Annotated in this window: 22 protein-coding genes; 7 read left to right on the top strand and 15 right to left on the bottom strand. The window is 61.1% G+C overall.

The features are described 5' to 3' along the window. Nucleotides 1-17: 17 nt before the first annotated feature. The 5 genes from ABID12_RS01280 to ABID12_RS01300 all read right to left on the bottom strand — a co-directional run bounded on the left by ABID12_RS01280 (nt 18) and on the right by ABID12_RS01300 (nt 6624). Nucleotides 18-2516, bottom strand: a complete 2499-nt coding sequence (locus tag ABID12_RS01280; protein ID WP_354432781.1) for a hypothetical protein — start codon at nt 2514-2516, stop codon at nt 18-20. After that, a complete protein-coding gene (kduI, locus tag ABID12_RS01285; RefSeq protein WP_354432782.1) occupies nt 2516-3352 on the bottom strand; it encodes a 5-dehydro-4-deoxy-D-glucuronate isomerase in 837 nt (278 codons plus the stop codon). Before kduI ends, ABID12_RS01280 begins: the two co-directional genes overlap by 1 nt. Then, nucleotides 3352-4443, bottom strand: coding sequence for a beta-galactosidase BglB (gene bglB, locus ABID12_RS01290; RefSeq protein WP_354432783.1), 1092 nt, complete (start codon nt 4441-4443; stop codon nt 3352-3354). Before bglB ends, kduI begins: the two co-directional genes overlap by 1 nt. A gap of 222 nt (nt 4444-4665) precedes the next feature. Further along, nucleotides 4666-5427: a 2-dehydro-3-deoxy-D-gluconate 5-dehydrogenase KduD gene (gene kduD / locus ABID12_RS01295; protein WP_435528137.1), complete on the bottom strand. Its 762-nt coding sequence runs from the start codon at nt 5425-5427 to the stop codon at nt 4666-4668. Nucleotides 5428-5646: 219 nt separating this feature from the next. Continuing rightward, nucleotides 5647-6624: a TRAP transporter substrate-binding protein gene (locus ABID12_RS01300; protein WP_106307012.1), complete on the bottom strand. Its 978-nt coding sequence runs from the start codon at nt 6622-6624 to the stop codon at nt 5647-5649. A 704-nt stretch (nt 6625-7328) separates the two neighbouring features. Between ABID12_RS01300 and zigA the strand changes: the two genes are divergently transcribed. Further along, nucleotides 7329-8540 carry a zinc metallochaperone GTPase ZigA gene (gene zigA / locus ABID12_RS01305; RefSeq protein WP_354432784.1) on the top strand — a complete coding sequence of 404 codons (1212 nt, stop codon included), beginning with the start codon at nt 7329-7331 and terminating at the stop codon, nt 8538-8540. On the opposite strand, the gene ABID12_RS01310 is transcribed toward zigA, so the two are convergent. Genes ABID12_RS01310 through ABID12_RS01320 form a run of 3 tightly spaced genes read right to left on the bottom strand, consistent with a single transcriptional unit; the run spans nt 8541 to nt 11355 of the window. Next, nucleotides 8541-9830, bottom strand: a complete 1290-nt coding sequence (locus ABID12_RS01310) for a TRAP transporter large permease (protein WP_354432785.1) — start codon at nt 9828-9830, stop codon at nt 8541-8543. It lies immediately after the preceding gene. Continuing rightward, nucleotides 9827-10342, bottom strand: a complete 516-nt coding sequence (locus ABID12_RS01315; protein WP_354432786.1) for a TRAP transporter small permease — start codon at nt 10340-10342, stop codon at nt 9827-9829. The genes ABID12_RS01310 and ABID12_RS01315 overlap by 4 nt, the downstream gene beginning before the upstream one ends. Further along, complete coding sequence (locus ABID12_RS01320) at nt 10339-11355, bottom strand: TRAP transporter substrate-binding protein (RefSeq protein ID WP_354432787.1); 1017 nt, start codon at nt 11353-11355, stop codon at nt 10339-10341. The genes ABID12_RS01315 and ABID12_RS01320 overlap by 4 nt, the downstream gene beginning before the upstream one ends. Before the next feature lie 284 nt (nt 11356-11639). On the opposite strand from ABID12_RS01320, the gene ABID12_RS01325 reads away from it, so the two are divergent. Next, nucleotides 11640-12677, top strand: coding sequence for a zinc-dependent alcohol dehydrogenase family protein (locus ABID12_RS01325; protein WP_354432788.1), 1038 nt, complete (start codon nt 11640-11642; stop codon nt 12675-12677). A gap of 156 nt (nt 12678-12833) precedes the next feature. On the opposite strand, the gene ABID12_RS01330 is transcribed toward ABID12_RS01325, so the two are convergent. Both ABID12_RS01330 and ABID12_RS01335 read right to left on the bottom strand, forming a co-directional pair. Then, nucleotides 12834-13019 (bottom strand): YMGG-like glycine zipper-containing protein, encoded by a 186-nt coding sequence (locus tag ABID12_RS01330; protein WP_354432789.1) that lies wholly within the window; start codon nt 13017-13019, stop codon nt 12834-12836. Between the two features lie 34 nt (nt 13020-13053). Beyond that, the gene (locus tag ABID12_RS01335; RefSeq protein WP_106307037.1) at nt 13054-13209 is read right to left on the bottom strand and encodes a DUF3309 family protein; all 156 of its coding nucleotides are present in this window, start codon (nt 13207-13209) and stop codon (nt 13054-13056) included. Between the two features lie 734 nt (nt 13210-13943). On the opposite strand from ABID12_RS01335, the gene ABID12_RS01340 reads away from it, so the two are divergent. From ABID12_RS01340 to ABID12_RS01360, 5 genes are all read left to right on the top strand, one after another. Continuing rightward, nucleotides 13944-17006, top strand: coding sequence for a helicase-related protein (locus ABID12_RS01340; protein ID WP_354432952.1), 3063 nt, complete (start codon nt 13944-13946; stop codon nt 17004-17006). 4 nt (nt 17007-17010) lie between these two features. Further along, nucleotides 17011-17406 carry an RNA-binding S4 domain-containing protein gene (locus tag ABID12_RS01345; RefSeq protein WP_354432790.1) on the top strand — a complete coding sequence of 132 codons (396 nt, stop codon included), beginning with the start codon at nt 17011-17013 and terminating at the stop codon, nt 17404-17406. Nucleotides 17407-17572: 166 nt separating this feature from the next. Next, the gene (gene fdxA / locus ABID12_RS01350) at nt 17573-17911 is read left to right on the top strand and encodes a ferredoxin FdxA (protein WP_106307051.1); all 339 of its coding nucleotides are present in this window, start codon (nt 17573-17575) and stop codon (nt 17909-17911) included. Between the two features lie 426 nt (nt 17912-18337). Next, nucleotides 18338-18910, top strand: coding sequence for a CarD family transcriptional regulator (locus tag ABID12_RS01355; RefSeq protein ID WP_106307054.1), 573 nt, complete (start codon nt 18338-18340; stop codon nt 18908-18910). 480 nt (nt 18911-19390) lie between these two features. Further along, entirely contained in the window at nt 19391-20254 is an 864-nt protein-coding gene (locus ABID12_RS01360) for an RNA polymerase factor sigma-32 (protein ID WP_354432791.1), read from the top strand. Between the two features lie 10 nt (nt 20255-20264). Here ABID12_RS01360 and ABID12_RS01365 read toward each other — a convergent pair whose 3' ends face one another. The 5 genes from ABID12_RS01365 to thiB form a co-directional block, all read right to left on the bottom strand. Continuing rightward, nucleotides 20265-20696, bottom strand: a complete 432-nt coding sequence (locus tag ABID12_RS01365) for a GNAT family N-acetyltransferase (protein ID WP_354432792.1) — start codon at nt 20694-20696, stop codon at nt 20265-20267. 36 nt (nt 20697-20732) lie between these two features. Then, nucleotides 20733-22226, bottom strand: coding sequence for a M48 family metalloprotease (locus ABID12_RS01370; protein ID WP_354432793.1), 1494 nt, complete (start codon nt 22224-22226; stop codon nt 20733-20735). A gap of 100 nt (nt 22227-22326) precedes the next feature. Continuing rightward, nucleotides 22327-22980, bottom strand: a complete 654-nt coding sequence (locus ABID12_RS01375) for a thiamine ABC transporter ATP-binding protein (protein ID WP_106307060.1) — start codon at nt 22978-22980, stop codon at nt 22327-22329. A 13-nt stretch (nt 22981-22993) separates the two neighbouring features. Continuing rightward, the gene (thiP, locus tag ABID12_RS01380) at nt 22994-24616 is read right to left on the bottom strand and encodes a thiamine/thiamine pyrophosphate ABC transporter permease (RefSeq protein ID WP_354432794.1); all 1623 of its coding nucleotides are present in this window, start codon (nt 24614-24616) and stop codon (nt 22994-22996) included. A gap of 19 nt (nt 24617-24635) precedes the next feature. Then, nucleotides 24636-25649 carry a thiamine ABC transporter substrate binding subunit gene (gene thiB, locus ABID12_RS01385; protein WP_354432795.1) on the bottom strand — a complete coding sequence of 338 codons (1014 nt, stop codon included), beginning with the start codon at nt 25647-25649 and terminating at the stop codon, nt 24636-24638. Nucleotides 25650-25681 lie beyond the last annotated feature (32 nt).

Raw genomic sequence — 25681 nt, forward strand, 5'->3', positions numbered from 1 at the left:
GTCGGAACTTGCAAGGGTTACACAGTCGTGCCGGCAATCGTTCCTTCGATTGTCCATTCCGCCGGATCGAGCCGGCGCCCCTCGGCCGCGACTGACCCGTCATCCCCGAAAACGATCTGGCCATATTCCGGATCGTCAACAGTGATGGTCCCGTCCTCCAACTGCGTGAAGCCGATGGCCTTGAAGCGCGCGTTGAAACCGGCGAGCCCGCCGTTCTCTCCCTCGCATCGACCAAGCCGGAACAGCCATGCGGTCTCCCGCCCGTTCTGGCGGATCTCCATACCGGCCGTGGGACCGGTCTCGACGGGCACAAGCGGTGTCGCGCCGGTCACCTGAACCATGCCCTTGCCGGAGCGCGCGCAGGCGGCGTGGGTGTCGGCAATGGTCTCGTCGAAGACCTGGGCCGGGAACCAGATATGGCTGAAATCCGGCTGGTCTTCATGGGTGCTGAAGATAACCACGGCCAGGTTTTTATACTGGTGCACGCGCGGCAGCGCGCCGCAACCGCCCCAGTAGGAGGGCCGGCCGAAGCCACAGTGGATGACCTCGCCGGGATGGTTCACCCAGATCTGGGCATCGGGATTGTCCCCGATCCGCAGTTGCAGAACGGTTTCCTGATAGCCCCATTCGCCCCAGCGGTAGCGGGCAAGCGAGCCCATGGCCGTTTCGGCGGTCTTGTAGTGGTAGAGATGCGCGAACCGGTTTTCGCCCTGCGAGAAGGTCCATTCCTGTTCCTCAGCGCCGGTAAGGCAGGCCTTCTGGCGATCGCTTGCCGGAATGACAAGGCCGAAATCGCGCAGGCACAGCAGGAACTGCGGCAGCGTCTGGAAGGTGCGGCCGTAATTGCCGCGCGACCAGAGCACCCGGGCGATGGCGGAAAGCTCGCTGGTGCGGGCAGCCATCAGCGTATGCTCGTAGGAGCGGCCCTGTGCCGCCGTCAGCGTGCCGTGATGGGCGGACGCGGCGACGACCGTAATCAGCCGCAGGATCGCCTGTCCGGCGCGCGCGCGGATATCCGCGTCATGGGCCAGCGCATAGAGCGTCGTCAGACCCTTCAGATCGATCGGGAAATAGGGAACCGAATTGAACTCGGCCATTTCCCATTTTTCGAAGTGATCGAACCAGTCCCGAAGCCGGGCTGCACCGCGTTCTGATTGCTCGGAACCGGTCACACCGGCGCGCACGAATGTCTTGTCGGCATGAAAATGTCCGGCCAGATAGGCGGCGGTGTGAAACAGCAGCGCATGGTTTTCCGAATAATACCACTGCACGTCATTGCCGGGCTCATCCATCCAGTAGCGGAAGTTGAGGGTTGCGGCATCGATCCGCGCGCGGATGTCATCCGACAGAAGATCGCCGTAGCGGATACGTCCGAACAGCAGCGGAACCAGATGGAAGTCGGCGCAATCGTGGCAGTTTTCGATCTTCGGCAGCGAGGCGGCAATCATTGCCTCGGTCTGTGCGCCGCCAAGGCCGAGCCCCAGCCGCGCCAGTGCCGAGATGGCATCGGCATAGCCCTTGTCGGCGACATGGCGGAGGGCTTCCGCGATGCGGTCTTCAAGGCTTTCGGGCGGTTCGCCCTGATCTTCGCAACGCGCGATTTCCACCGTGAACGGTCGCGACAGCGTCAGGCCGCCGGCGCTCAGGCGCACGTCGAAATGACGGAAATCGCTGTGAAACGCCGAAACATCGCCAACGACAAGCCGCGAGGCGCCGGCCGGCAGGCTTGCGGTAAACGTGTCGTGTTCTTCCGCCAGGAAATCCCCGGCGACGACGATCTCGACATCGAGATCGCGGCTGACGGTTTCGGGGCAATGAAAGGCGACCGTTCCGGCAGAATAGGCCGGGTGCTCGAAATGCATGGTTTCCAGCATCGTCTCGATTTCGTCGGCAAGCCCGCTTTCGCAAGGGACGTCGAACGAGACGGCGGCGGCGGGGCCTTCGCAGTAATCGAGTTCGAAGAAGTAGCGGGCATCGCGTTCGGCAAGGTCGTCGAAGAATACGGCGATGTCGTTCAGCCCGGCCTTCAGCTCGACGTCGAATTCCCGGTCGGTCTCGAAATTGCGCTGATAGACGCTCATCGAGCCCGCTTCGGCTCCGTTGACGAACAGGATCGCGCCGCCGCAGCAACTGAGTTTCAGCCGCGCCGTTCCGGCGGTTTCAGCCTCGATGCGGGTTTCCGCCCATGCGGAAACCGCCGTGGCGCGGAACCAGAAGCCGGACAGATCGACGCGCGGCGAACCGAACGGCGTCCAGATGCGGCCGGGGCCTTGTTTTTCAACGATCACGGGCCGTTTGCCGCGCCGTTCGCTGACGAACTGCGTGCGGCAGGGATATTCGTGCGGAATGAAGTTCTTTTCCTTGGTGAGGAAGAACTGGGCATCCATGTGGCCCGACATGGTGGTGTCGGGCACGTTGTATTCGTCCTCGGCTATGGCCGATACGTGCCAGTAGCAGACCGGAGAACCGTCCGGCAGCGGCCGGCGCATGGCGCCGTCTTGTGCTTGATGTGCCATCACAGAAGGTCTTTCACGGCAACGGGCGTAACATCATTATAGGCCTTGTTTTCACCGGTCATGCCCCAGACGAAGCAATAGGGACCGGTGCCTGCGCCCATATGGATCGACCATGCGGGCGAAAGTATGCCCTGCCGGTCGGCGACCACGATATTGCGCACCTGTTTCGGCTCGCCCATGAAATGCATGACCCGGTCTTCCGGCGCCATGTTGAAATAGACATAGGCCTCCATGCGGCGCTCATGCACATGCGGCGGCTCGGTGTTCCAGATGCTGCCGGGCGCAGGCTCGGTAATTCCCATCAAGAGCAGGCAGCTCGGCGAGACTTCCGGGTGAATATACATGCGCAGCGTGCGCTTGTTGGCATGTGCCTCGTCACCCATGGTGACGGGCTTGGAATCGGCCTGCCGGATGAGCGCCGAAGGCACGGCATAACCGGCGGGAACCGAATTCATGTAAAAGGCGGCGGGTTCGGACGGGTCTTTCGAGGCAAGGCGGACAGATTTCGTGTCGCGCCCGACATAAACGATATCGCGGTGCTCGACCGTGAAGACCGCGCCGTCAACCGTCACGGTTCCGGTTCCGCCGAGATTGGCGATGCCCATTTCGCGGGCGTCGAAGAAGCCCGGCGTTCCCACTGCCGCGCCATCGGCGATTTCGGTTTCCGCATCGACTGCCAGAAAACCGCCGATGATCATCCGGTCGACATGGGTGTAGACCATCTGCAGCTTGTCGGCGACAAACAGGTTATCGAGCAGGAATTCCTCCCGCAGGCGTTCGTTGGAATAGGTGCGGACGTCTTTCGGGGATACGGAATAGCGTGTGTCTTCAAACATCATTCTTCCTCCGCTTGAGCAATATTGAGGGCTTCGACCAGCAGCAGCAGGGCCATGGACTGGCCATAGCCGGTCGGCTGGATCGGGATGTCCTTGTAGAACTGGAGATCGTGCCCCATACGGGTGCCGTAGGAGACATTGTCGACAATGCCGTCAGCGCCGATATTGTCGAGCGTGACGGAAAGCGCCTTCAGTCCGGCCTCGTGCCAGCTTTGAGGGCCGATTCCCAGCCGTGCGCCTTTCAGGAGCGCGTAACCGATGGCGGCAGTGGCGGAAATTTCCTCATAGGAGGTCGGGTCGTCCACCAGCGTATGCCATGCGCCGCTTGCCGCCTGATAGCCGATCAGCGTTTCAAGCTGGGCCTTGACCACTTCCGTCAGGTAACGCTTCGTGCCCGCGTCCAGCTCGGCAAGCTCGATCAGGTCGAGAACGCCGGCTGAAATCCAGGAATTGCCGCGCGCCCAGCGGGCACGGGCGAAATTGTGGTTGCCGTCAAAGGTCCAGCCGTGGAACCAGAGGCCGGTTTCCGGCTCAGACAGGTAATGCGTGTGGATCATGAACTGAAAGGCCGCTTCGCTGACCAGATCGCGGCGGCCTGCGCCCTCGCCGTAGCTGGCCAGGAACAGCGCCACCATGAACAGCGTGTCGTCCCACAATTCATCATCATTGATCTTGTCGGAAACATTGTGCTGGAAACCGCCGCAGCGCGTGCGCGGCATGTCCGTCAGAATTCTGTCGGCCCAGTCCTTCATCGGCGTTTCCCAGCGGGGATCGCGGGTTTCTCGCCACAGAAGCGAGAGCGCCAGCATTGGCGCCGTGGTGTTGACGTTTTGCGGCGGCAGCCCTTTCTCGATATGGGCTGAATACCAGTCCTCGAGCAGGGTCTTCACCGCAGTGTCGCCCGTCTTCAGCCACATCTGCGCCAGTCCGTAAAGGCCGACGCCCTGCGGCCATTCCCAGGCGTTGAAGCTGACATAGTCGCCGGCTGTGCCGTCGAGATTGGGTTCGTCGAACTTGCCTTCATCCCGCAGCGACTTCAGGCCGGCGACCAGCAGCTCGATCTTTTGTTTCAGTTGGGTTCTGGAGAGCACGGGTTTTCCTCCGGTGCATGGTCATGATGGCAATAATATGCACCATGAAAATTAATTGCGAAATATGAAAGAAAATTTCATTTCGCGTTTTTTGGATGAAAACAGCCGGTTACGAACGGCAACGCAGCGAAGCGGCTGCGCAGACGCGCAACCGCAGTTTTGGCCTTGCCCGGATGCGTGAGAAGCAGCGCCCCACCGGACGATCGGCCGGCGGTAGATGCCTCAGCGGGCGAGCCAGCCGCCATCGACCGCAATGGTGTAACCGTTGACATAGGAGGATGCTTCGCTGGCGAGGAAGACGACCGGTCCGGCCAGATCGCGCGGGAGGCCCCAGCGCGCGGCGGGGATCCGGCCGAGGATTTCGCTGCTGCGGTCCTCATCGGCCCGCAATGCGGCGGTGTTGTTGGTGGCCATATAGCCGGGGGCAATCGCGTTGACGTTGATGCCGTGCTGCGCCCATTCATTCGCCATCAGCTTGGTAATGCCCATGACGCCGCTCTTGGACGCGGTATAGGAGGGAACACGGATGCCGCCCTGAAACGACAGCATGGAGGCGACATTGACGATCTTGCCGCCACGCCCCTGTTCGATGAACCGGCGGGCAACGGCCTGGGACAGGAAGAAGACGCTCTTGATGTTGATATTCATCACGTCGTCCCAGTCCTGTTCGGAAAAGTCGACGGCGTCTTCGCGGCGGATAATGCCGGCATTATTGACCAGAATATCGATCCCGCCGAATTCGCGGACCGCCGTTTCAACGATCTGCGGTATCTCGTCCTGTTTCATCAGATCGGCTTCGATGGAGACGAAACGGCGTCCGAGCGCCTCGATCTTGGCGATCGTCTCCGCCGGTTCGACGATATTGACGCCGACAATATTCGCACCGGCTTCCGCCAGCGCAACGGCCATGCCCTGGCCAAGCCCGGTATCGCAGCCGGTGACGATTGCCGTTTTTCCGGAAAGGTGAAAATCATCGGTGATCATGGTGCTTCCAGTCTTTTGATTGGTGAAACGGTGCGGGCAACAGCCCGCCAGAGCGGGCGAACGTTTCACGAAAACGCGCCGCCACTCACTCTGATTGTTTGGACAGAATTTCTCTGTAGCCAGGTGGAACCACCTGGCTGCGACATGCTTTGAAAAAGAAAAGGCACTTCCTGTTTTGATGAGACAAGAAGCGCCTTTTCCGTCAGGTCCGGGAGGACTTTACTGAGCGTTCTGGATGGCATCGACCAACTGGCCGATTGCCGGATCCTGCTTGTATTCCTCGATCAGAGGCGCAACCTTTTCCTGGAAAGGCGCCTTGTCGGGACGGACGATGGTGACGCCCATTTCTTCGATCTGCTGCATGGCCTCGTCGACGGCCTCGTTCCAGACCTTCTTCTGCTCCTGCGTGGCGTGAACAGCGGCTTCCTTGATGATGGTGAGCTGCTCATCGGTCAGCTCGTCCATCGCCGTCTTGGAAATCACCAGGAAGTCGGGAATGCGCAGATGTTCGTCCAGCGAGTAGCATTCGACCACTTCGCCGTGACGGCCGAGCGTCAGCGCCGTCGGGTTGTTTTCAGCGCCGTCGATGACGCCCTGCTGCAGTGCCGTGTAGATCTCGCCATAGGGCAGCGGGGTCGGAATGCCGCCCATCAGCTCGACCATCCGGATGGAGGTGTGCGAGTTGATCACGCGCAGCTTCTGGCCCTTCAGGTCGTCCGGCGTCTCGACGCATTTCGACTTGGTGTAGAACGAGCGGGCGCCGCTGTCGAAATAGGTCAGCCCCATGAAGCCGCTGTCGAGCGAGGCCTGATAGACCGGATCGACAATCGGCCCGTCCATGACGTCGTAGAAATGCTCCTGGCTGTTAAACAGATAGGGCAGCGTGAAGGCCTGATAGATCGGGTTGAAGTTTTCCAGGTTGGCGGCGCTGACGCGGGTAATGTCGACCGCGCCGTTCTGGACCTGTTCGAGAACTTCACGCTCGGAACCCAGAACGCCGTTCATGTAAAGGCGGATCTTTACCTCGCCGTCGGTCTTTTCCTCGACCTCTTCGGCGAACTGTTTCAGGATCACGCTTGTCGGATGGTCTGCCGCCAGCGCGTCGGCCAGTTTCAGGCGAACCGTGGCATTGGCCGAACCGGCTGTCAGTGCGATGCCCGCGGCAAAGACCGCCAGCGCAGATGTCAATTTCTTCATTGTCTCACTCCCTGTGGCAATTTGTTGTCCGCTGCAATGGCGTCCTGGACGCAAGTTCAGCGGACATGATGGAATTCATTATGCAGGATGAAATTATATTCTCAATATGAAAGAAATTTTCATGCTGATGTGAGCGGTCGTTTGTTTCAGGTGTGCCTTTGGTCGTTCGAGCGTGCCCGAAGGGCATGTGCTCCGGAGATGCCGCGTCTGCCGCACGAATCCAGAATTTTGAAGCAGAACGATGATCAATTCCGGCGGACGACCAACCGTGCCTTTTTGCCGGGGGATTGTTCGAACTGCCTGCGGATCCCTCCGGATTTTTGGATGGTCGTTTCCGGATCATCGTAAGAGCTTGTTTTATCTGGATATCTATCCCGTTTCATCGGCGACCCCGAACTCTGGAGGTCCCTCGCAGCAAGCCCGGACATGATGCTGAGAGATGGAAAGCAGGCCGTCTCGGCACAGTGATGGAGCGATGCTGATGATTCCTGTCGGCGGCGCAGATTCATCGTGCCGATATTCCGGTTCGGCGTTCTTGGTGCCATCGGCAGGTTCGGGACCGGAGGGCAGGGCACCCTCATCTTTTGACGAAAAAAATGCGGCAATCTCAAAGCGTTGGATATGTGATCACTACCGTCTGCTTGACAGCTTCATTCTTGTCGGAATAGTTATGATATAACATTACCAAAAATGACGGATACAGCATGCTTTCCCGAAACGACCGCCGCCTGCCCGTGACCGTCCTTTCCGGCTTTCTCGGGGCCGGCAAGACGACCCTGCTCAACCATGTGCTCAACAATCGCGAAGGACGCCGGGTTGCCGTCATCGTCAATGACATGAGCGAGGTGAATATCGATGCCGATCTGGTGCGCGAGGGCGGGGCGGATCTTTCGCGCACCGACGAGAAGCTGGTGGAAATGACCAATGGCTGCATCTGTTGCACGCTCAGGGACGATCTTCTGACCGAAGTACGCCGGCTCGCCGCCGATGGCCGCTTCGACTATCTGCTGATTGAGGGAACGGGCATTGCCGAGCCGCTTCCCGTCGCAGCCACGTTTTCCTGGCGCGATGAACAGGGCTTCAGCCTGTCGGACCACGCCCGGCTCGATACCATGGTGACCGTGGTCGATGCCGTCAATCTGCTGCGCGATTATGCCAGCCACGACCTCCTGAGCGACCGTGGTGAAACGGCGGGAGAGGGCGATGACCGCACGCTGGTCGACCTGCATGTGGAGCAGATCGAGTTTGCCGATGTCGTGGTGGTCAACAAGGTGTCCGATGTCTCGGCCGCCGGGCGGGCCGATGTGATCAGCGTGATCCGGGCGCTGAATGCGGATGCGCGCATCATCGAGGCCGATTTCGGGGCCGTGGCGCTGGATCAGGTGCTCGATACCGGGCTGTTTTCGGAAGACCGGGCCAGCCAGCATCCGCTCTGGGCCAAGGAGCTTTATGGTTTTGCCGATCATGTGCCGGAAACGGAGGAATACGGCATCGGCAGTTTCGTCTATCGCGCGCGCAAACCGTTCGCGCCGGAAAAATTCGACCGGTTCACGAAGACGACCTTTCCCGGCCTGATCCGCGCCAAGGGGCATTTCTGGCTTGCCACGCGGCCGGATTTTGCCGGCGAATTCTCGCTTGCCGGCGCGATTGTCCGCTGCGGGCCGCTCGGGCGCTGGTGGGCCGCTGTGCCGGAAAGTCGCTGGCCCGACAGGCCGGAGCTGAAGGCGGTGATCGCGGCAAGCTGGGACAAGGCCTTCGGCGACCGACGGCAGGAGATCGTGTTCATCGGTCAATCGATGGACGAGGCTGCGATCCGCGCAGCGCTCGATGCCTGCCTCGTCGATGCCGATACCGTAAAACCCTACAATGCCGATCGCCACCTCGACCTGACGGACCCGTTCCCGCGCTGGGGCTGATCACATCATGGACGGAATGAAAAGCGCCAGGGCCGGAAAGGCGATGAGAAGGGCGATGCGGACGATATCCATGGCCACGAAGGGCAGCAGGCCGGAGAAGATCGTGCGAAGGCTGACATCGCGCACCACCGTGTTGAGCACGAAGGCGTTCATGCCGACCGGCGGGGTGATGTAGCTCACCTCGGTGATCACGACCACGAAAATGCCGAACCAGATTAGGTCGAAGCCCTGCGCGGCAACGATCGGATAGAAGATCGGCACGGTGAGCGTGATCATCGAAAGCCCCTCCAGCACGCAGCCGAGCAGCAGATAGACGATCAGGATGGCAATGATGGTGGCGTAGGGCCCGTCGCCGAACATCGAGAGCGCGGACTGGATATCGCGCGTCATGCCCGAGAGGTTGACGTAGTTGGTGAAGGTCAGCGCGCCAAACAGGATGAAGAACATCATCGCCGTGGTCTTGACGGTGGAATAGAGAATGCTCCCGAGATCGGCCAGTTTCAGCCGGCCGGAGAAAAGCGCGAGCACGAAGGCGCCGAATGCGCCCATGCCGGCGCTTTCCGTCGGCGTGAAGATGCCGAGATAGATGCCGCCCATGACGAAGATGAAGAGCGCAAGCGCGCCGGCCGTGCCCTTCAGCGCCAGAAACCGCTCCCCGAGCGAGAGCCTGGGCTCGGCGGGCAGGTCCTGTTTCAGAAACCGCACGGAAATCATCACCGCGATGGCATAGCCGAAAATGCCGAGAAGGCCGGGCACGATGCCGGCCATGAACAGTTTGCCGATATTCTGCTGCGTCATGATGCCGTAAAACACCAGGATGACGGAGGGCGGGATCAGGATGCCGAGCGTGCCGCCGGCGGCAATCGAGGCGGTGGCCAGACTGTCGGGATAGCCGAAGCGGCGCATCGAGGGCAGCGCGATTTTCGACATGGTGGCCGCCGTTGCCAGCGACGAGCCGCAGACGGAGGAAAACCCGCCGCAGGCGGCAACCGTTGCCAGCGCAAGGCCGCCCTTGCGGTGCCTGAGCCAGGCATGGGCGCTGTCATAAAGCTCACGCGCAATGCCGGACTGGACGACGAAATTGCCCATCAGCAGGAACAGCGGCATGACGGTCAGCGCATAGGAGCGGCCATTGTCGAAAAACGTGGCGCCGAGCAGCGCGAAGGACGGCTTGAACCCGATGATCGAAGCCGTGCCGGCAATGCCGATCAGCGTCAGCGAAAAGGCGATCGGCATGCCGACCAGCAGCAGCGCGATCAGCACTGCAATCCCGATGGGCCATTCGATCATGATGGTCTCTTGAATAGGGCTGTGAACGCCAGAGCGAGCGTGACCAGCGCGGAAATCCCCGCACACACGGCACAGAACCAGACGACGGGCGCGACCGGCAGGCGCAGCGAATTGGTGACGAGATTATAGCCGCCGACCTGCAGGCCATAAACATAAAGCTGCCAGGCAATGACGCCGAGAACGCCGGATGAGACCAGCCCGGTCAGAAACAGGCGCGGCCGTTCGCTCCAGCGCGGCAGTGACTTGGTGACGAGGTCCACGGTGACATGACCGCCGTCGAGGCAGACGGCCGGAAGGCCGAGATAGACGATCGAAACCAGAAGAAGCTCCGAGACCTCGGCAGCGCCCTTGACCGGTGCATTCAGCAGATAGCGTCCGACGACGTCGGTGACGGTCAGCGCCATCAGCGCCAGCAGCAATGCGCCGGCGGTGACACTGAGCACAATACGAATGCCGCGAGCCATGGGACTCGCGGCGTGATGCGCATCATCGATAATGTCGGCGTCGCTCATTCGCCCTGCAGTTCGTCGATATTGTCCTTCATGAGGGCCATCGCCTTGGCGGACGACACACCTGCCGCATCGATCTCGGCAAGCTTGGCTTCCACCACCGGTGCGACCTTTTCACTGATTTCGGCGACCTGTTCGGGTGTCGCGTCGTGGAAGGTGACCTTGCCCTGCATGGCTTGAAGGCCCGCCGCATCGGCTGCATCCCAGGCCCGGCCTGCAAGCCGTGCCAGCGCCTCGCCGGAAACGCTGTCGATTGCCGCCTGGTCTTCCGGCGAAAGCCCGGCCCAGCTGTCCTTGTTCATCACCACGAAGAAGGAGGTGTTGTAGAGCCCGCCCGGAATGACCAGCGCCTGGTTCACCATGTCCGTCAGTCCGAAGAAATTGACTGATTCATAGGGGAAGGTGATGCCGTCGGCGACGCCCTGCGACAGCAGTTCATAGGTCTGCGAGGAGGGGCCTTCGACCGGCACGCCGCCAAGCGCGCTCACCAGTTCATGAACAATGCCGCCGCCAACGCGGATCTTGGCGCCGTCGATGGCCGAAAGCTCGGAAAGGTCGCCGCCATTCATGAAAACCTGGCCCGGCCCGTGGGTAAACACGGCCAGCACATGCACATCGTCATATTCGCCGGCGTCCTTCAAAAGCGAATCCCATGTGCGCCAGTAGGCGACCGAGGTGGCCTCGGCGGTATCGCCCCAGAACGGGATTTCGGCGATATTCGTCGTGCGGAACCGGCCCGGATTATACCCCTGAACCCCGAAGGTGATGTCGGCAACGCCGTTGACGGCGAGATCGTACTGCGCCGGCGGCGGCCCGAGCGGTGCCGGCAGGATATTGGTCGTGACCCGTCCGTCGGTGGCTTTCTCGATTGAAGCCGCAAAGGGCTCGATCACATCCTTGACCAGCGGGTGTGAAGGCGGCAGCCAGTTTGCAATCGTCAGCGTTTCGTTCGCAAATGCATGGCTTGCGAACAGAATGCCTGCAAGCATGGTGGCCGCCTTCAACGTGGTCTTCATGTTTTCAAGTTCCCTGATGGTGTTTGGTTTGCAAAGAAGCTGGACCAGAGCGCGTTGCATTGTCAATTGGCAAAGCGGTCCCGCTTCCCGCACCGTCGCTGCTTTTGTGCCGGAAGCCGGCGTTTTGCAACAGAAAAAGCCGCCGGGGCATATCCAGGGCGCAAAACGCCTTCCCGATGACGCTGTGTGCATTTGCCGTCCGGATTCACTTCTGGTTTTCGGTTGAAATATGCGCATACTTGTCAGCGCAGGGACGTCATCGTTTCTCATAGGAGGAGAATAAAATGAAAGCGCTTGTCTATCAGGGCCCCGGCAACAAGGAATGGGCTGAAAAGCCGATGCCGGAGATCGAAAAGCCCACCGACGTTATCGTCAAAATCACCAAAACAACCATTTGCGGCACCGATCTGCACATCCTGAAAGGCGATGTGCCGGAAGTCACCTCCGGCCGCATTCTCGGGCATGAAGGGGTCGGCATTGTCGAAGAGGTTGGCGCTGCGGTGCGCAATTACAGGAAGGGGGACCGGGTCCTCATTTCCTGCATCACCTCATGCGGCAGCTGCGCCAATTGCAAGCGCCAGCTCTATTCGCATTGCGAGGACGGCGGCTGGATTCTCGGCCACCTGATCGACGGCACCCAGGCCGAATATGTCCGCATTCCCCACGGTGACAATTCGCTCTACCCGATCCCCGAAGACGCGGATGAGGAAGCGCTGGTGATGCTGTCGGATATCCTGCCGACCGGTTTCGAAATCGGCGTTCTGGCCGGCGCCGTCAAACCGGGCGATGCGATTGCCATCGTCGGTGCCGGGCCAATCGGCATTGCCGCGCTTTTGACGGCGCAGTTCTATTCGCCGGGCCGGATCATCATGGTCGATATGGATGAAAACCGGCTGGGTGTGTCCCGCCAGTTCGGCGCGACCGATACGATCCGCGTCGGCGAGGAGGATGCGGTGGCGAAAATCCGCGAAATGACCGGCGGTGTCGGCGTCGATGTCGCCATCGAGGCGGTTGGCGTGCCGGCGACGTTCGATGTCTGCCAGCAGGTGGTCGCCGCCGGTGGCCATGTCGCCAATGTCGGCGTTCACGGCGCGCCGGTGGAACTGCACCTCGAAAACCTCTGGATACAGAACATCAACATCTCCATGGGGCTGGTGAATACCAACACCACGCCGATGCTGATGAAGACCGTTCAGTCCGGCAAGATTGATCCGTCGAAACTGATCACCCACCGGTTCGAACTGAACGACATCCTGAGCGCCTATGAGGTTTTCGGCAATGCCGCACGCGAAAAGGCGCTGAAGGTGATCATCAGCGCCTGAGTGTTGCCCTGCGGGTGTTTTTAGGCACCGGGCTACCGGGAAACAGTCCCGAGAACATGTTGAGGCGCTGCCTGTCGGCAGCGCCTGGACCGGCTGGCGATGTGTCGCGCCGATCTTGACGCGACAGCCTTTGGCGCGCGCCGCTTTCGTTGTCGGTTATCTGGCGGTCGCCGCGCCAATGCCGCCGCCGACCAGACCACCTGCGACAGCACCTGTGGCATCACCGGTGATGGCGGCCCCTGTGGCAACACCGAGGCCGGCACCGACCGTGGCGTTGCGCTCCTGCGTGGTGCAGGCGGCGAGCGGAAGAATGAATGCGATGGCGAGAACGGCTTTCTTCATTGTGTCTGTCTCCAGTGATCAGTTCGATGTTCGATTAGATATAACCTGCGAGCAGCAGGATTATGACGATGAGCAGGACAAGGCCAAGCCCGCCTGACGGCCCGTAACCCCATGTCCGCGAATATCCCCAGCGCGGCAATGCGCCGAGCAGAAGAAGAATAATGATGATAAGCAGGATAGTACCGAGCATTTTTTCTCTCTCCTGGGTAATCAGTTGGAGCTTCAACGTCCCGGCGTTGTATTTTGTTCCCGCAATCGCGTCTGTTGACGGAAAAGTAAACGGAAAAGCAGCGCGTGACGCTTCGGTCTTCGGTTTGCCAACGCACTGAAAAATATGGTTAAAAAGTCATTAATCCACCAAATATAGCGGTGAACAAAACCGGAAGATCGCCCTGTCTGTGATTCGTCGCTGATTCGTTCCGGCTTTGGTCTTTGGCCTGTAAATCAGGTTTTTCGAGCGCTTTTCGGTCGCCTGTTGTGAGGCGGCATGCCTGGGGCCTGCATTCTTTCCGGGGCCGGTGGATGAGAGAATAGCGGACAGTCTGAGGGATTCATCGATGTCCCGTCTGTTCATCTTTTGTTTACGAAGGTTAACGCGATTGTCCTGATTTGCACTGGTGAAGAATCGCACGTTCCATATCTAGGGCGTTAAATCGGTGAAAACCCAACATATAGCCGTGAACAAACCGGGAAAACAGCAGAGTCAGCGATTCGTCTGTGATTCGTTCGCATCTGTTCCAAATATTAAGAAAGGACGGGTTTCGGGGCAAAATGCACGCCCCTCTTGCTTGCAGGGCGCAGGCGGTCCATCTATAGAGAAACGCGCGCCGGAGGTTTGCGATCCGGCGATTGAAGCAATGGACGGGGGCGGAGATTTTGGCCCCGGCCAGGGAATTTGGGACCGGGACATTGAATTCAGAAGCAATGATCTTGAGCGGACGCGGGGTGACCGCCATGCTCGGCCCGACCAATACCGGCAAAACCCATTTTGCCATTGAACGGATGGTGGCGCATTCATCCGGGGTTATCGGCCTGCCGCTGCGCCTTCTTGCCCGTGAAGTCTATAACCGCCTTGTCGAGCGCGTCGGCGTCAACCGCGTTGCGCTGATCACCGGTGAGGAAAAGATCGCCCCGAAAACCGCCCGCTACAGCGTCTGCACCGTGGAGGCGATGCCGCGGGAAACCGATGTCGCCTTTGTTGCCATCGACGAGGTCCAGCTTGCCGGCGACCTGGAGCGCGGCCACATCTTCACCGACCGGATCCTGCATCTGCGCGGGCGTGAGGAAACGCTGCTTTTGGGCTCGGCGACGATGAAGCCGATCCTCAGGCAATTGCTGCCGGGTGTTTCGATCGTGGAGCGGCCGCGGCTTTCAAGCCTGTTTTATGCCGGCCAGAAGAGAATTACCCGCCTGCCGCGCCGTTCGGCCATTGTCGCCTTTTCTTCAGACGAGGTCTATGCGATTGCCGAACTGATCCGCCGTCAGCGCGGCGGCGCGGCCGTCGTGCTCGGCGCGCTGTCGCCGCGCACCCGCAACGCCCAGGTCGAACTCTATCAGAACGGCGATGTCGAATATCTGGTGGCGACGGACGCGATCGGCATGGGGCTGAACCTCGATGTCGATCATGTCGCCTTTGCCCAGGACCGCAAGTTCGACGGTCATCAGTACCGCAATCTCAACGCCGGAGAGCTTGGCCAGATCGCCGGTCGCGCCGGCCGCCATATGCGTGACGGCACGTTCGGCGTCACCAGCCGTGTGCCGCCCTTTGACGACGAACTTGTCGAGCGGTTGGAAACCCATCAGTTCGACCCGGTCAAGGTGTTGCAATGGCGTTCCAAGGCGCTTGATTTCACCTCGCTGCACGCGCTGAAGGCCAGTCTCGATGAGGTGCCGCGCGTTCAGGGGCTGACACGCGCATTGCCGGCTGTCGATCAGCGCGCGCTGGAATTTCTCGCCCGAAGCCACGCCGTCGCCGGAAAGGCTGATCGGCGCGACAGGATCGAATTGCTGTGGGAAGCCTGTGCGCTGCCCGATTATCGGCGGATCACGCCGGCCCAGCATGCCGACCTGATCGCCTCGCTTTATCTCGATCTGGTCGAGCACGGCACGGTGGACGAGGATTTCCTCGCAAAACAGGTCCGTCATGCCGACCGGACCGATGGTGAAATCGATACGCTTTCCGCGCGTATTGCCCAGATCAGAACATGGACCTATGTGTCGAACCGGCCCGGATGGCTTGCCGATCCGACACACTGGCAGGAAAAGACACGGAAAATAGAGGATCGGCTGTCGGATGCCCTGCATGAGAGGTTGACGAAACGCTTCGTTGACCGCAGGACTTCCGTGCTAATGAAGCGCCTGAGAGAGAATGCGATGCTTGAAGCTGAAGTGAGCGTGAATGGGGATGTCTTTGTCGAAGGACATCATGTGGGGGAACTGGCTGGCTTTCGTTTCAAAGCCGTGTCCGGAGCCGAAGGGCCGGATGCCAAGGCAATCGAGGCGGCCGCGCTGAAGGCGCTGGCGCTCGAATTCGAGGCGCGCGCCGCGCGTCTTCATGCCTCCGGCAATTCCGATCTGGTGCTGGATTCGTCCGGCACGGTGCGTTGGCTCGGCGATCCTGTGGCGCGTCTGGTCGCCACCGACAACATTCTGAGGCCGCGCGCTGTGCTGTTGGCCGACGAACAGCTGACCGGTACGGCGCGCGACCATGTTGTCGCCCGCATCGAGCGTTTCGTCGCCCATACGATCCAGACGGTTCTGAAGCCGCTTGATGATCTCGCCAATGCCGACGATATCGAAGGACTGGCGCGCGGGCTGGCTTTCCAGCTCGTCGAAAATTACGGCGTGCTGTTCCGCCGCGATGTTGCAGCCGAGGTCAAGGCGCTCGATCAGGATGCGCGTGCATCGCTGCGTCGCTATGGCGTGCGGTTCGGCGCCTATCATGTGTTCATGCCAGCGCTGCTGAAGCCGGCACCCGCCGAGATGATCACCATGCTCTGGGCCCTTGCCAATGACGGTCTCGACAAGCCCGGCTATGGCGAACTTATTCCGGTGCTTGCGGCAGGCCGCACATCGGTGGTTACCGATCCCGGCTATGAACGCGCCTTCTACAAGCTGGCCGGCTTCCGCTATCTTGGAAAGCGGGCCGTCAGGATCGATATCCTCGAACGGCTTGCCGATATCATCCGGCCGCTGACCCAGTGGAAGCCGGAATCGGGCGGCGCGCGTCCCGAAGGCGCCTTTGATGGCCGCCGTTTCGTCACAACGCCGGCAATGATGTCGATCCTCGGCGCAACGCCGGACGATATGGAAGAGATCCTGAAGGGCCTCGGCTATCGCGCCGACGTCGCCTCGCCGGAGGATGTCGCCCGTATCGAAGCTGCACAGGCCGAACGGGACGCCGAAAAGGCTGCAAAACAGCATGCCGGCGTGGCCGTCGAAACCGTTGCCCGGCGCGCGGACAAGCCGGCTGACGGCGAAGCTGGGGCGGGCGAAACGCCGGAGAACCCCGTTGCCGGTGAAGCCGCAGAGGCCGAAACTTCAGAAAAACCTGCCGAAGAACAGGCCGCAGCGACCGAAACGGCTGACGATACGACTGCGGACACCGCCGAGGCCGCGCCGGCCCAGCCTGAAAAGGCCGATGAGGCTGCGGTGAAAGACGAGGCGGCGAAGGAAGAGGAAGAGCCCAAGCCGGTTCTGCTGTGGCGTCCGGGCGGGCGCAGCCAGAACGAGCGGGGCCGCCAGCATCAGGGGCGCGGACAGCGCAATGAGGGCCGCGGCCGCGGACAACCGAACCGCAAGGGTGGCGACGGCGAGCGGGACCGTGCCGCCGGCAAGCCCGGCGGCAAGGGTCCCAAGGGGCCGCATCGGGCAAAGAAGGACGGCGAGGGCAAGCCACGCGATCAGCGCCGCGAGCGCGACAAGCCCGTCGATCCGGATTCGCCCTTTGCCAAGCTGGCCGCGCTGAAGGCCCAGATGAAGCGGTAGGCGGATGGCTGAAAGCGAAGCACCTGCAGGTCGTCAGCGCGTCGACAAGTGGCTGTTTTTTGCGCGGATCGTCAAATCCCGTTCTCTGGCCCAGAAGCTGGTGCGCGATGGTCATGTGAAGCTCAACGGCTCGCGGATCATCCGCCCGAGTGTCGATGTGACAGCCGGAGACCGGCTGGTGGTTGCGCTTCAGCGGCGTGATGTCCATCTCGTGGTGCGTGCGCCCGGCCATCGGCGCGGACCGTTTGCAGAGGCGCAGGAGCTTTACGAGGATGTCAGTCCGCCACCGGAGGCCCGCGCCAAACTTTCGGCTTTCGAGCAGGCCCAGCGTGTACCCGGCGCCGGACGGCCGACGAAGAAAGAACGCCGTTCGCTGATGCGTCTGCGCGGCGATGAATGAGGCTTTGCGACGGTCTTTGGAAACTTCTACCCGCAGACGGCCGGTTTGTGGAACGAAATAATCTTGCGACAGGGACGGAAAGCCGTTACCTCACGCTTTGACTGCCGCTGGGTGACGCCCGTCGGTATCGGGCCGTCCGGCCCGAAAATGATCTCTGGAGTCTTTCATGACCTATGTCGTGACCGATAACTGCATCAAGTGCAAATATACCGACTGTGTTGAAGTCTGCCCGGTGGACTGTTTCTACGAGGGCGAGAACTTTCTGGTCATTCATCCTGACGAATGCATCGACTGCGGCGTCTGTGAGCCGGAATGTCCGGCCGAGGCGATCAAGCCTGACACCGAGCCTGGGCTCGACAACTGGCTGAAGATCAACGCCGACTACGCCGAAACCTGGCCGAACATCACCATCAAGAAAGACCCGCTGCCCGATGCCGATGACATGGACGGTGTCGAAAACAAGTTCGAGCAGTTCTTCTCCGAGAAGCCGGGAAGCGGCGACTGAGCGCAGGCGGGGCGCAGGTCCCGCCGCCGGCCCTGCCGTGGCTTGTCCGGATTTTTGAGTGCTGTTGCAATTTGGGGCTTGGCGTAGCCCGACAATTCGGTTAGGTGTCGGCCAATACTCCCGCACGCCGGCGACGACTTGTCGCGGGTGCATGGCTCATTGATTTCTGCTACTTGTTGTGCTATATAGAGTGCACTGACCCAGAAAACGGCAGATTTGCCTCAAAGCCCAAGAAAGCAATCAACCCTAGCGTCGACAAAATATCATTCGAAGTGCGGATGCCTTTCGAACCAAGGAATGCGTCGCGTCTTTCGTTGTCCGTTTGATGGTTACAGTGGGTGTGGCCCTCCATTCGTCTCACCCTCCGGATCATGCATGTCCGGGACCGGCGCCCGCCGGATGCGTAACAGGGAGTTTTTAAAACTTATGACAGTACAACAGAAAAAGTCTGCCGGCCGCCATGGTTTCAAGACCGGTGAGTCCATCGTCTACCCCGCTCACGGCGTTGGCACGATCAACGCGATCGAAGAGCAGGAAGTGGCCGGCATGAAGCTCGAGCTTTTTGTCATCGATTTCGACAAGGACAAGATGCGCCTGAAGGTGCCGGTTGCCAAAGCCATGAGCATCGGCATGCGTAAACTGTCGGAAACCGATTTCGTCGAGCGCGCTTTGAAAGTTGTGCAGGGCAAGGCCCGCGTCAAGCGCACCATGTGGTCGCGCCGCGCCCAGGAATATGATGCGAAGATCAATTCCGGCGATCTGATTTCGATTGCCGAGGTTGTTCGCGATCTTTTCCGTGCCGACACCCAGCCCGAACAGTCCTACTCCGAACGCCAGCTTTACGAAGCAGCGCTTGACCGCATGGCGCGTGAAATTGCCGCAGTCAACAAGATGTCGGATACCGAGGCCGTCCGTCTGATCGAAACCCACCTTGCCAAGGGTCCCAAGCGCGGCAAGGGTGCGGACGAGGAAGACGACGCCCGCGAAGAGGCCGCCTGAGGCCTTGCGACAGACCGCTCCCGGCGGTCATTGATTGGAAAGAATCCGGCCCCAAGCGGCCGGATTCTTTTTTTTACAGAGCTTCCCCACACTCTGCGTCATCCTCGGGCTCGACCCGAGGCTCCAGGGCCACACGATGTACGCTTGCTTGAAGAGGCTTTCTTCTCAAAGGCTTGAGCGGAATGGATGCTCGGGTCGAACCCGAGCATGAAACCTGTGGGGGCGGCTGACAGAGACAACGACCTGCACATCTGCGGGTTTGGCAGAACTTCGTATCCGGCCCCAAGCGGCCGGATTTTTTCGTTTTGGCACCTGTTCACATTTTTGTGCCCGAAAACCCGCTGCCGGCATGAACCAAATCGCTATCCCGCGCGTTGAGATAGGCAGGGAGCGCTGTGGGCGTTGCGGCGAAAGCCGTAACCACATCTTTTTCAGCGCTCGATAATGGCCTTGATTGTCTTGCCTTTTAGGGAGTGAGCCATGGATGTCGACGCACAGGATCATCGTATTGCAAGCGCTGCAATGGCGGCGCCCTATCTGACGCGGGAACAGGAAACCGAACTCGCGACGCGCTGGCGCGTCGGAGACGACAGCGATGCGCGCAACGATATTGCAATGGCCCATCTCAGGCTTGTGGTCGCCATGGCCGGCAAATTCCGTGGTTTCGGTCTGCCGAAGTCCGATCTGGTTCAGGAAGGCTATGTCGGTCTTCTGGAGGCGGCGGCCCGTTTTGATCATGAACGTGGTGTCCGGTTTTCGACCTATGCCAGTTGGTGGGTCCGCGCCGCGATGCAGGATTATGTCCTGCGCAACTGGTCGATCGTGCGCGGGGGTACCAGTTCCAGCCAGAAGGCGCTGTTCTTCAAGCTCCGTCGCCTGCGCGCCAAGATCGCCGCGCGCGACCGCGAGATGAGCGCCCAGTCTATCTATGAGGAAATCGCCAAGAACCTCGGCGTTGCCGTTTCGGATGTGCAGGTCATGGACGCACGTCTTTCCGGCAGCGATACATCGCTGCAGGCGCCTGTCGGCGGAGATGGGGAAGACGGGACCGAGCGCATCGACCTGCTGGTTTGCGATCAGCCGCTTCCCGAAGAGCAGGTCTCCGGCATGATCGACGGTGAACGTCTCAGCCTCAGGCTCAAGCGGGCGCTCTCCAGGCTTTCCCCGCGTGAAAACCGGGTGATCCGCGCCCGCAAACTGGCCGAAGATGGCGCCACGCTTGCCGAACTCGGCATGGAACTCGGCATTTCGAAGGAGCGGGTGCGGCAGATCGAAACCCGGGCTCTGGAAAAGCTGAAATCGACCATGACGGCCGATGGCGGCATGATCGCGCTTCACAGCTGAAGCTTGCGCGTCAGCGCAATTCCTTGAGAAAGAACACTTCCCGCTCCCGCTGGAACGAACCCAGAGCAAGAGTTCCCGCCTCCGTGAAGCCCTGCGCCCTGTGCCAGGCCTGCGGGACCTTCTCGTTTGCGAAGCTGGAGCTGACAATCACCTTTTCATCCGCCTGCCGCATCATCGTTTCCCAGCCCTGAAGCAGGCGGCTGCCGATGTTCTGGCGCCGAAACGACGGCACAACCATGATCAGCTCCATGAACGGCAGGGTGCCCCAGATGCGGTTGAACCGCAGGAAGCCGACGGTCTGTCCGTCTTCCGTCTCGGCCACAAGATAGGCCTGAAGCGCGATGAGCTGCCTGATCCGGTCTCGCGACAGATGCGTATCGTGATTGCTCAGCCAGTCGAAATGCCTGTCTGCCGCAATCAGGATTTTCGTCCGGTGCTGCATGGCCGCTCCTTTCGCGGCGTAACCGGCGGCCGGCCGCTATTGCGAGACGATCTTGACCTCTTGTCCGGCCGACAGCGTCGCTCCGGGCCCAAGCGCATTCAGCACCCGGAACAGCGCCAGCTTGCGGCTGGTTCCCATCATCTTCTCCGAGAGGCTCGCCACCGTGTCGCCGGGCTGAACCGTGACGACCCTGATCCTCAGCGGCTTCAGGCTGGAAAGTTCCTGCGCGGTCATCTTGTGGAAGGATGAGCGGACGGAAAAGGCGATGTCCTGAAGCTGGCCGCTGCCGCGCGGGGCGGCTGTCAGCAGTCGGTATATCTCGCCGCCATCGCGGATCACCGTCACGTCGAACGACCAGTCGCCAGCAATTGCTCTTGCCGTTGCCGCGGGCATGCCGTTGACACTGGTGGTTTCGACGGAACCGGGAACGAGACCGGTCACCCAGCCGCTCTGGATATAGTCTTCAAGATTGCGCCGACCCTTCGCCTTCACCCCGTCGAAACGGATGGCGACATCGCTGGGACCGGTTGCCACGACCGCGTTTGCCTTGTCGGTCATCGAGAAACCGGCCGGCACCGTAAAGGCAATCTGGAGCTTGGGGTGATAGAAGTTCCGGTCGCGGATATAGCCTTCATCGGCATTGCTGCCGTACAGCAGCCCGTTGATGCCGTTCAGGAAATACTCGCGCCCGACCTCTTTCGAGCCGACATTGGCGTAAAGGGCAGCCTGTTCGTCGGCAAGCTGGACACGGCGTGGCGTATTGGGATGGCTGGAGAGAAAGTCGAGGCTCTCGTCCTTCGAGCTGGCCGATTCATATTTGGCAAAGGCGGCCATGGAGCGCAGGAAACGCGCCGCGGCCGAAGGGTCGTAGCCGGCTTCGGCCAGCATGCGGATGCCGATCGCGTCGGCTTCCAGTTCCTGCTGGCGCGAGAAGGCGGCCAGCCGCATCTTGCCGCGTGCGGCAATCTGCTTGACCTCCTGGCTATCGGGCAGAACCTCGGCGATCACCTCGCTGGAAATGGCCTCCGCTTCTTCCCGGCGCTGGCGTTCGATGCCGTGATTGGCCGTCACATGCGCCATTTCATGGGAAAGCACGGCCGCGATCTCGGAGGCGTCATTGGCCAGCGCCAGAAGACCGCGGGTAACGTAGAGGTAGCCGCCGGGCAGCGCAAAGGCATTGATGCTCGGCGAATTCAGGATGGTGATGCGGTAGGTCTGCTGCGGATTTTCCGAAACCGCCGTCAGCGCCCCGGCAATGCGGGCTACAAGCCTTTCGACCTGCGGATCGCGGTATTGCCCGCCATAGGTCTCCAGAATGCGCGGATGTTCGCGCGCGCCCATGGCGGCGTTGGGATCGTTGCGGGTGAGCGCATCGACGGTCTGCTCGCCGCCCGCCGTTTCCGGCACGATGAAATAGGTGTCCGTCGACTGGCAGGCTGAAAGCGCAAGCATACTGGCAAGGGCAAGAATTGCCCCGTGCCTGCCCCATGCGCGCGTTCCTGACTTCAGGCGGCCGAGGATGGTGTTCATGCTTGTTGCGCCTGTCAAAACGCGACCCTTGTCCGGTATGTCCATGACGGCTGTCAAGCCGTTACTTGAGAGCCATATTTGGCGTTCGCGGCCGCAACGGTCAATAGCGCGCCGAAATCGCTTCATTTTCGATGACAAGGCGATGATCTGCAATCGCCTCCACCTCGTCCGGCTCATGCGAGACGATCATCACGGTATTGCCGGTTTCTGCATGCAGTTCAAGCAGAAGTGTACCCATTTCCCCGCGCATTTCGGGATCGAGTGCGGCAAAGGGCTCATCCAGCAGCAAGATCGGGCGATTGCGCACCAGTGCCCGGGCAAAGGCCGCCCGCTGGCGCTCACCGCCGGAAAGCGAGGCGGGCATGCGTTTTTCAAAACCCGCAAGGCCGACGCGCGCGAGGGCTTCGCTGATTCGCCGCCGGCCGTTTTCGTCGAGCCTGAGGCCCGGATCCACACCGAGCCCGGTATTGGTGAAGATATCGAGATGGGCGAAAAGATTGTTTTCCTGAAACACGACCGTGACCGGACGGTTTGCCACATGAAGATCGTTCATCACCTGCCCGCCGATCAGCACGCGGCCGCTGTCGGGTTTTTCGAAGCCGGCAATCAGGTTCAAAAGCGTGGTTTTGCCGGAGCCGGAACGGCCGGTTACCGCCGTCACGCTGCCGCCGGCAATCGTGCCGTTGAACAGGAAATCCTTGCCGCCGAGCTTCAGCGCTGCGTCTTCCAGGGTGATGCCGGGGGCTTTTGACACATCGGCGCCTTTCTCAGTTTTTCGCCGCCGGCGCGCGGGTGCCGGCAATCATCAGGACAAGGCAGAGCGCGCCAAGGATCAGCGCCAGCCCGTTGGCATCCTCCGTGCGATAGCTGCCAAGGCGGCTGTAGAGCAACCAGGGCAGGGTGGTGAGCTGATCGCCGCCGAAAAGGGCAACCGCGCCCAGATCGCCGAGCGACAATGCCATGGCGAAGGACAGCGCCGTCAGCGTCGGTTTTCTCAGGCCCGGCCAGTCGACGATCCGCAATCGGGCGAGGCCGACAAGGCCGAGGCTGGCCGAAAGCCGGGCGGTGCGGGCACGGTGGACGGCAACAGCCGGCCGGAGCACGCGCAGCACGAAGGGCAGGGCCATCAGCGCATTGATGCCGGCGACGATTGCGGGTGCGGCGGCATCGGTCAACCCGAACGGGCGCAGCAGCAGGAACCAGCCGGTGCCAAGCACGATCGGCGGCACCAGCAGCACCAGCGACCCCATGGCCGACATCAATCCGGCAAGGCCGCGTTCAAGCGTGCCGGGCGCGCGCAGCGTTTCGATTGCGCCGGTGGCGGCGATGAAGGAAAGCGCCAGGGCGAGCGAAACCAGAGCCGCCGAAAACGCAATGGCGAGACTGGTGGCCGTGGCCCTGAGAAAGGCGGGTTCGCGCAACAGCCCGGGCAGGTCTGCGCCCGCGCCCTTCACCACGATCATCGCCAACGGCAGGGCGAGCCAGACCAGAAACACTGCAATCAGCCCGGCATCGATGCCGCGCGAAAGGCGGTGGTCGCCGTCGGGGCGCCGGCTGACATCGCTGCTGGCACTGGCGCCCGGGTCTTTCGCCTTCGGAAAAAGGGCAAGGGCGGCAAGCACCAGTGCCGTAACCGCGATCTGCATGCCGGAAAGGGCGACGGCGCGTGCGGGATTGAAATCGAAGCGAAGCGCCTGATAGATCGCGACCTCGATCGTGGTCGCCGCCGGCCCGCCGCCCAATATCAGCACCAGCGTGAAAGAGGTGGCACACAGCATGAAGACCAGCCCGGCAACGCCCGGGATCAGCGGCGCGATCACCGGCCATTCGATGAAGCGGAAGATGCTGCGTTGCGGCATCGACAGCATTGCGGCGGTCTTGAAATATTCCTGCGGCACGCGCTCGATGCCTGCCAGAAACAGGCGGGCGGCCAGCGGCAGGTTGAAATAGACATGGGCAATCAGAATGCCCTGCAGGCCGTAAATCTGCAGCGGGCGGCCAAAGTCTGCAAAAGCCAGCGCATCGTTGAACAGGCCCTGCCGTCCCCATATGCCGATAATGCCGAGCGCACCGATCAGCACCGGCAGCCCGAGCGGCACGGCCATCAGCCGGACAATCCATATCCGGCCGAAAAAATGCGGCCGCCGCGCCATGGCACGGGCAACGGGAATGGCAAGCGCCACGGACAGCACGGTGGACAGGAAGGCCTGATAGAGCGTGAAACGCAGAATGCGCCAGACATAGGGCTCGTTCATGACCGAGGCCGCATCGCCAATCCGCCCGAAACCGGAAAGGGCGGCCACCGCCACGGCAATGAAGCCGATAACGCCCGCAAGGGACATGATGCCGGCGGAAAGGCTCCGGCGAAACTCTGCCGTGGTCAGATACAAGGTCGTCGTCCCGGAACGCTCACCGCGCGCTCATCGCGTTCAGCCATTCGTCGATCCAGGCCTGCCGGTTTTCGGCCACGACATCCGGAGCGAATTGCAGCGTCCTGTCCGGTGTGACGGCATTCTGGAAGGCATCCGGTAACGGCTCGGAGGTTGCAGCGGCCGGCATCATCCAGTTGTGGGTCGGGATTGCATCCTGAAAGCCGGGCGTAAGCATGAATGCGAGGAAGGATCTGGCCAGCGCCGGATCGTCCGCCATCGCCGTCATGCCGGCCACCTCGATCTGGATATAGAGCCCGTCTTCAAAGTCTGCGGCCTTGTAGCGGTCGGTTTCCTCGGCAATCTGGTGATAGGCCGGCGAGGTGGTGTAGGAAAGCACCATCGGCGCCTCGCCACTGGTGAACAGGCCGTAGGCTTCCGACCATCCAGGCGCAACCGTCAGAATGCGGTCCGAAAGCGCTTCCCACTTTGCCGCCGCGTCGTCGCCATAGACGGATTTCATCCACAGCAGCATGCCAAGGCCCGGCGTTGATGTGCGCGGGTCCTCGATCACGATCTTTTCGTCAGCCGGTCCGTTGACCAGTGCGTCAAGCGTGGTCGGCGGAGATGCGATGCTCTCGCTGTCGTAGACGATGTCGAAATAGCCGTAGTCGAAGGGGACGAAAATGTCGTCTTCAAACCCGCCGGGGATGTCGAGATTGTCGGTGGAGACGCCGGAAGCGGCAAAAAGCCCTGTCTCCTTTGCCTCGTGGATCAGATTGTTGTCGAGGCCGAGCACGATGTCGGCGGGGCTTGAACGGCCCTCGAGCTTCAGCCGGTTGAGCAGGGCAACGCCGTCTTCCGCGCCGACGAATTTGACGGTGCAGCCGCATTCGGCCTCGAAGGCCTGCTTGACCAGCGGGCCCGGGCCCCATTCGGTGTTGAAGCTTTCATAGGTGTAGACGGTCAGCACCTTGCCGTCTTCAGCCAGCGCGCCGCCTGCAGCCAGCAGCGCCAGCGCTGCAATCGAAATCGAAAGATGATGGCCGGGCATGACGCCTCCTTCGTGGTGTCTCAATCAACATG

The organism is Martelella mangrovi, assembly GCF_040545495.1.
Taxonomy (GTDB): domain Bacteria; phylum Pseudomonadota; class Alphaproteobacteria; order Rhizobiales; family Rhizobiaceae; genus Martelella; species Martelella mangrovi.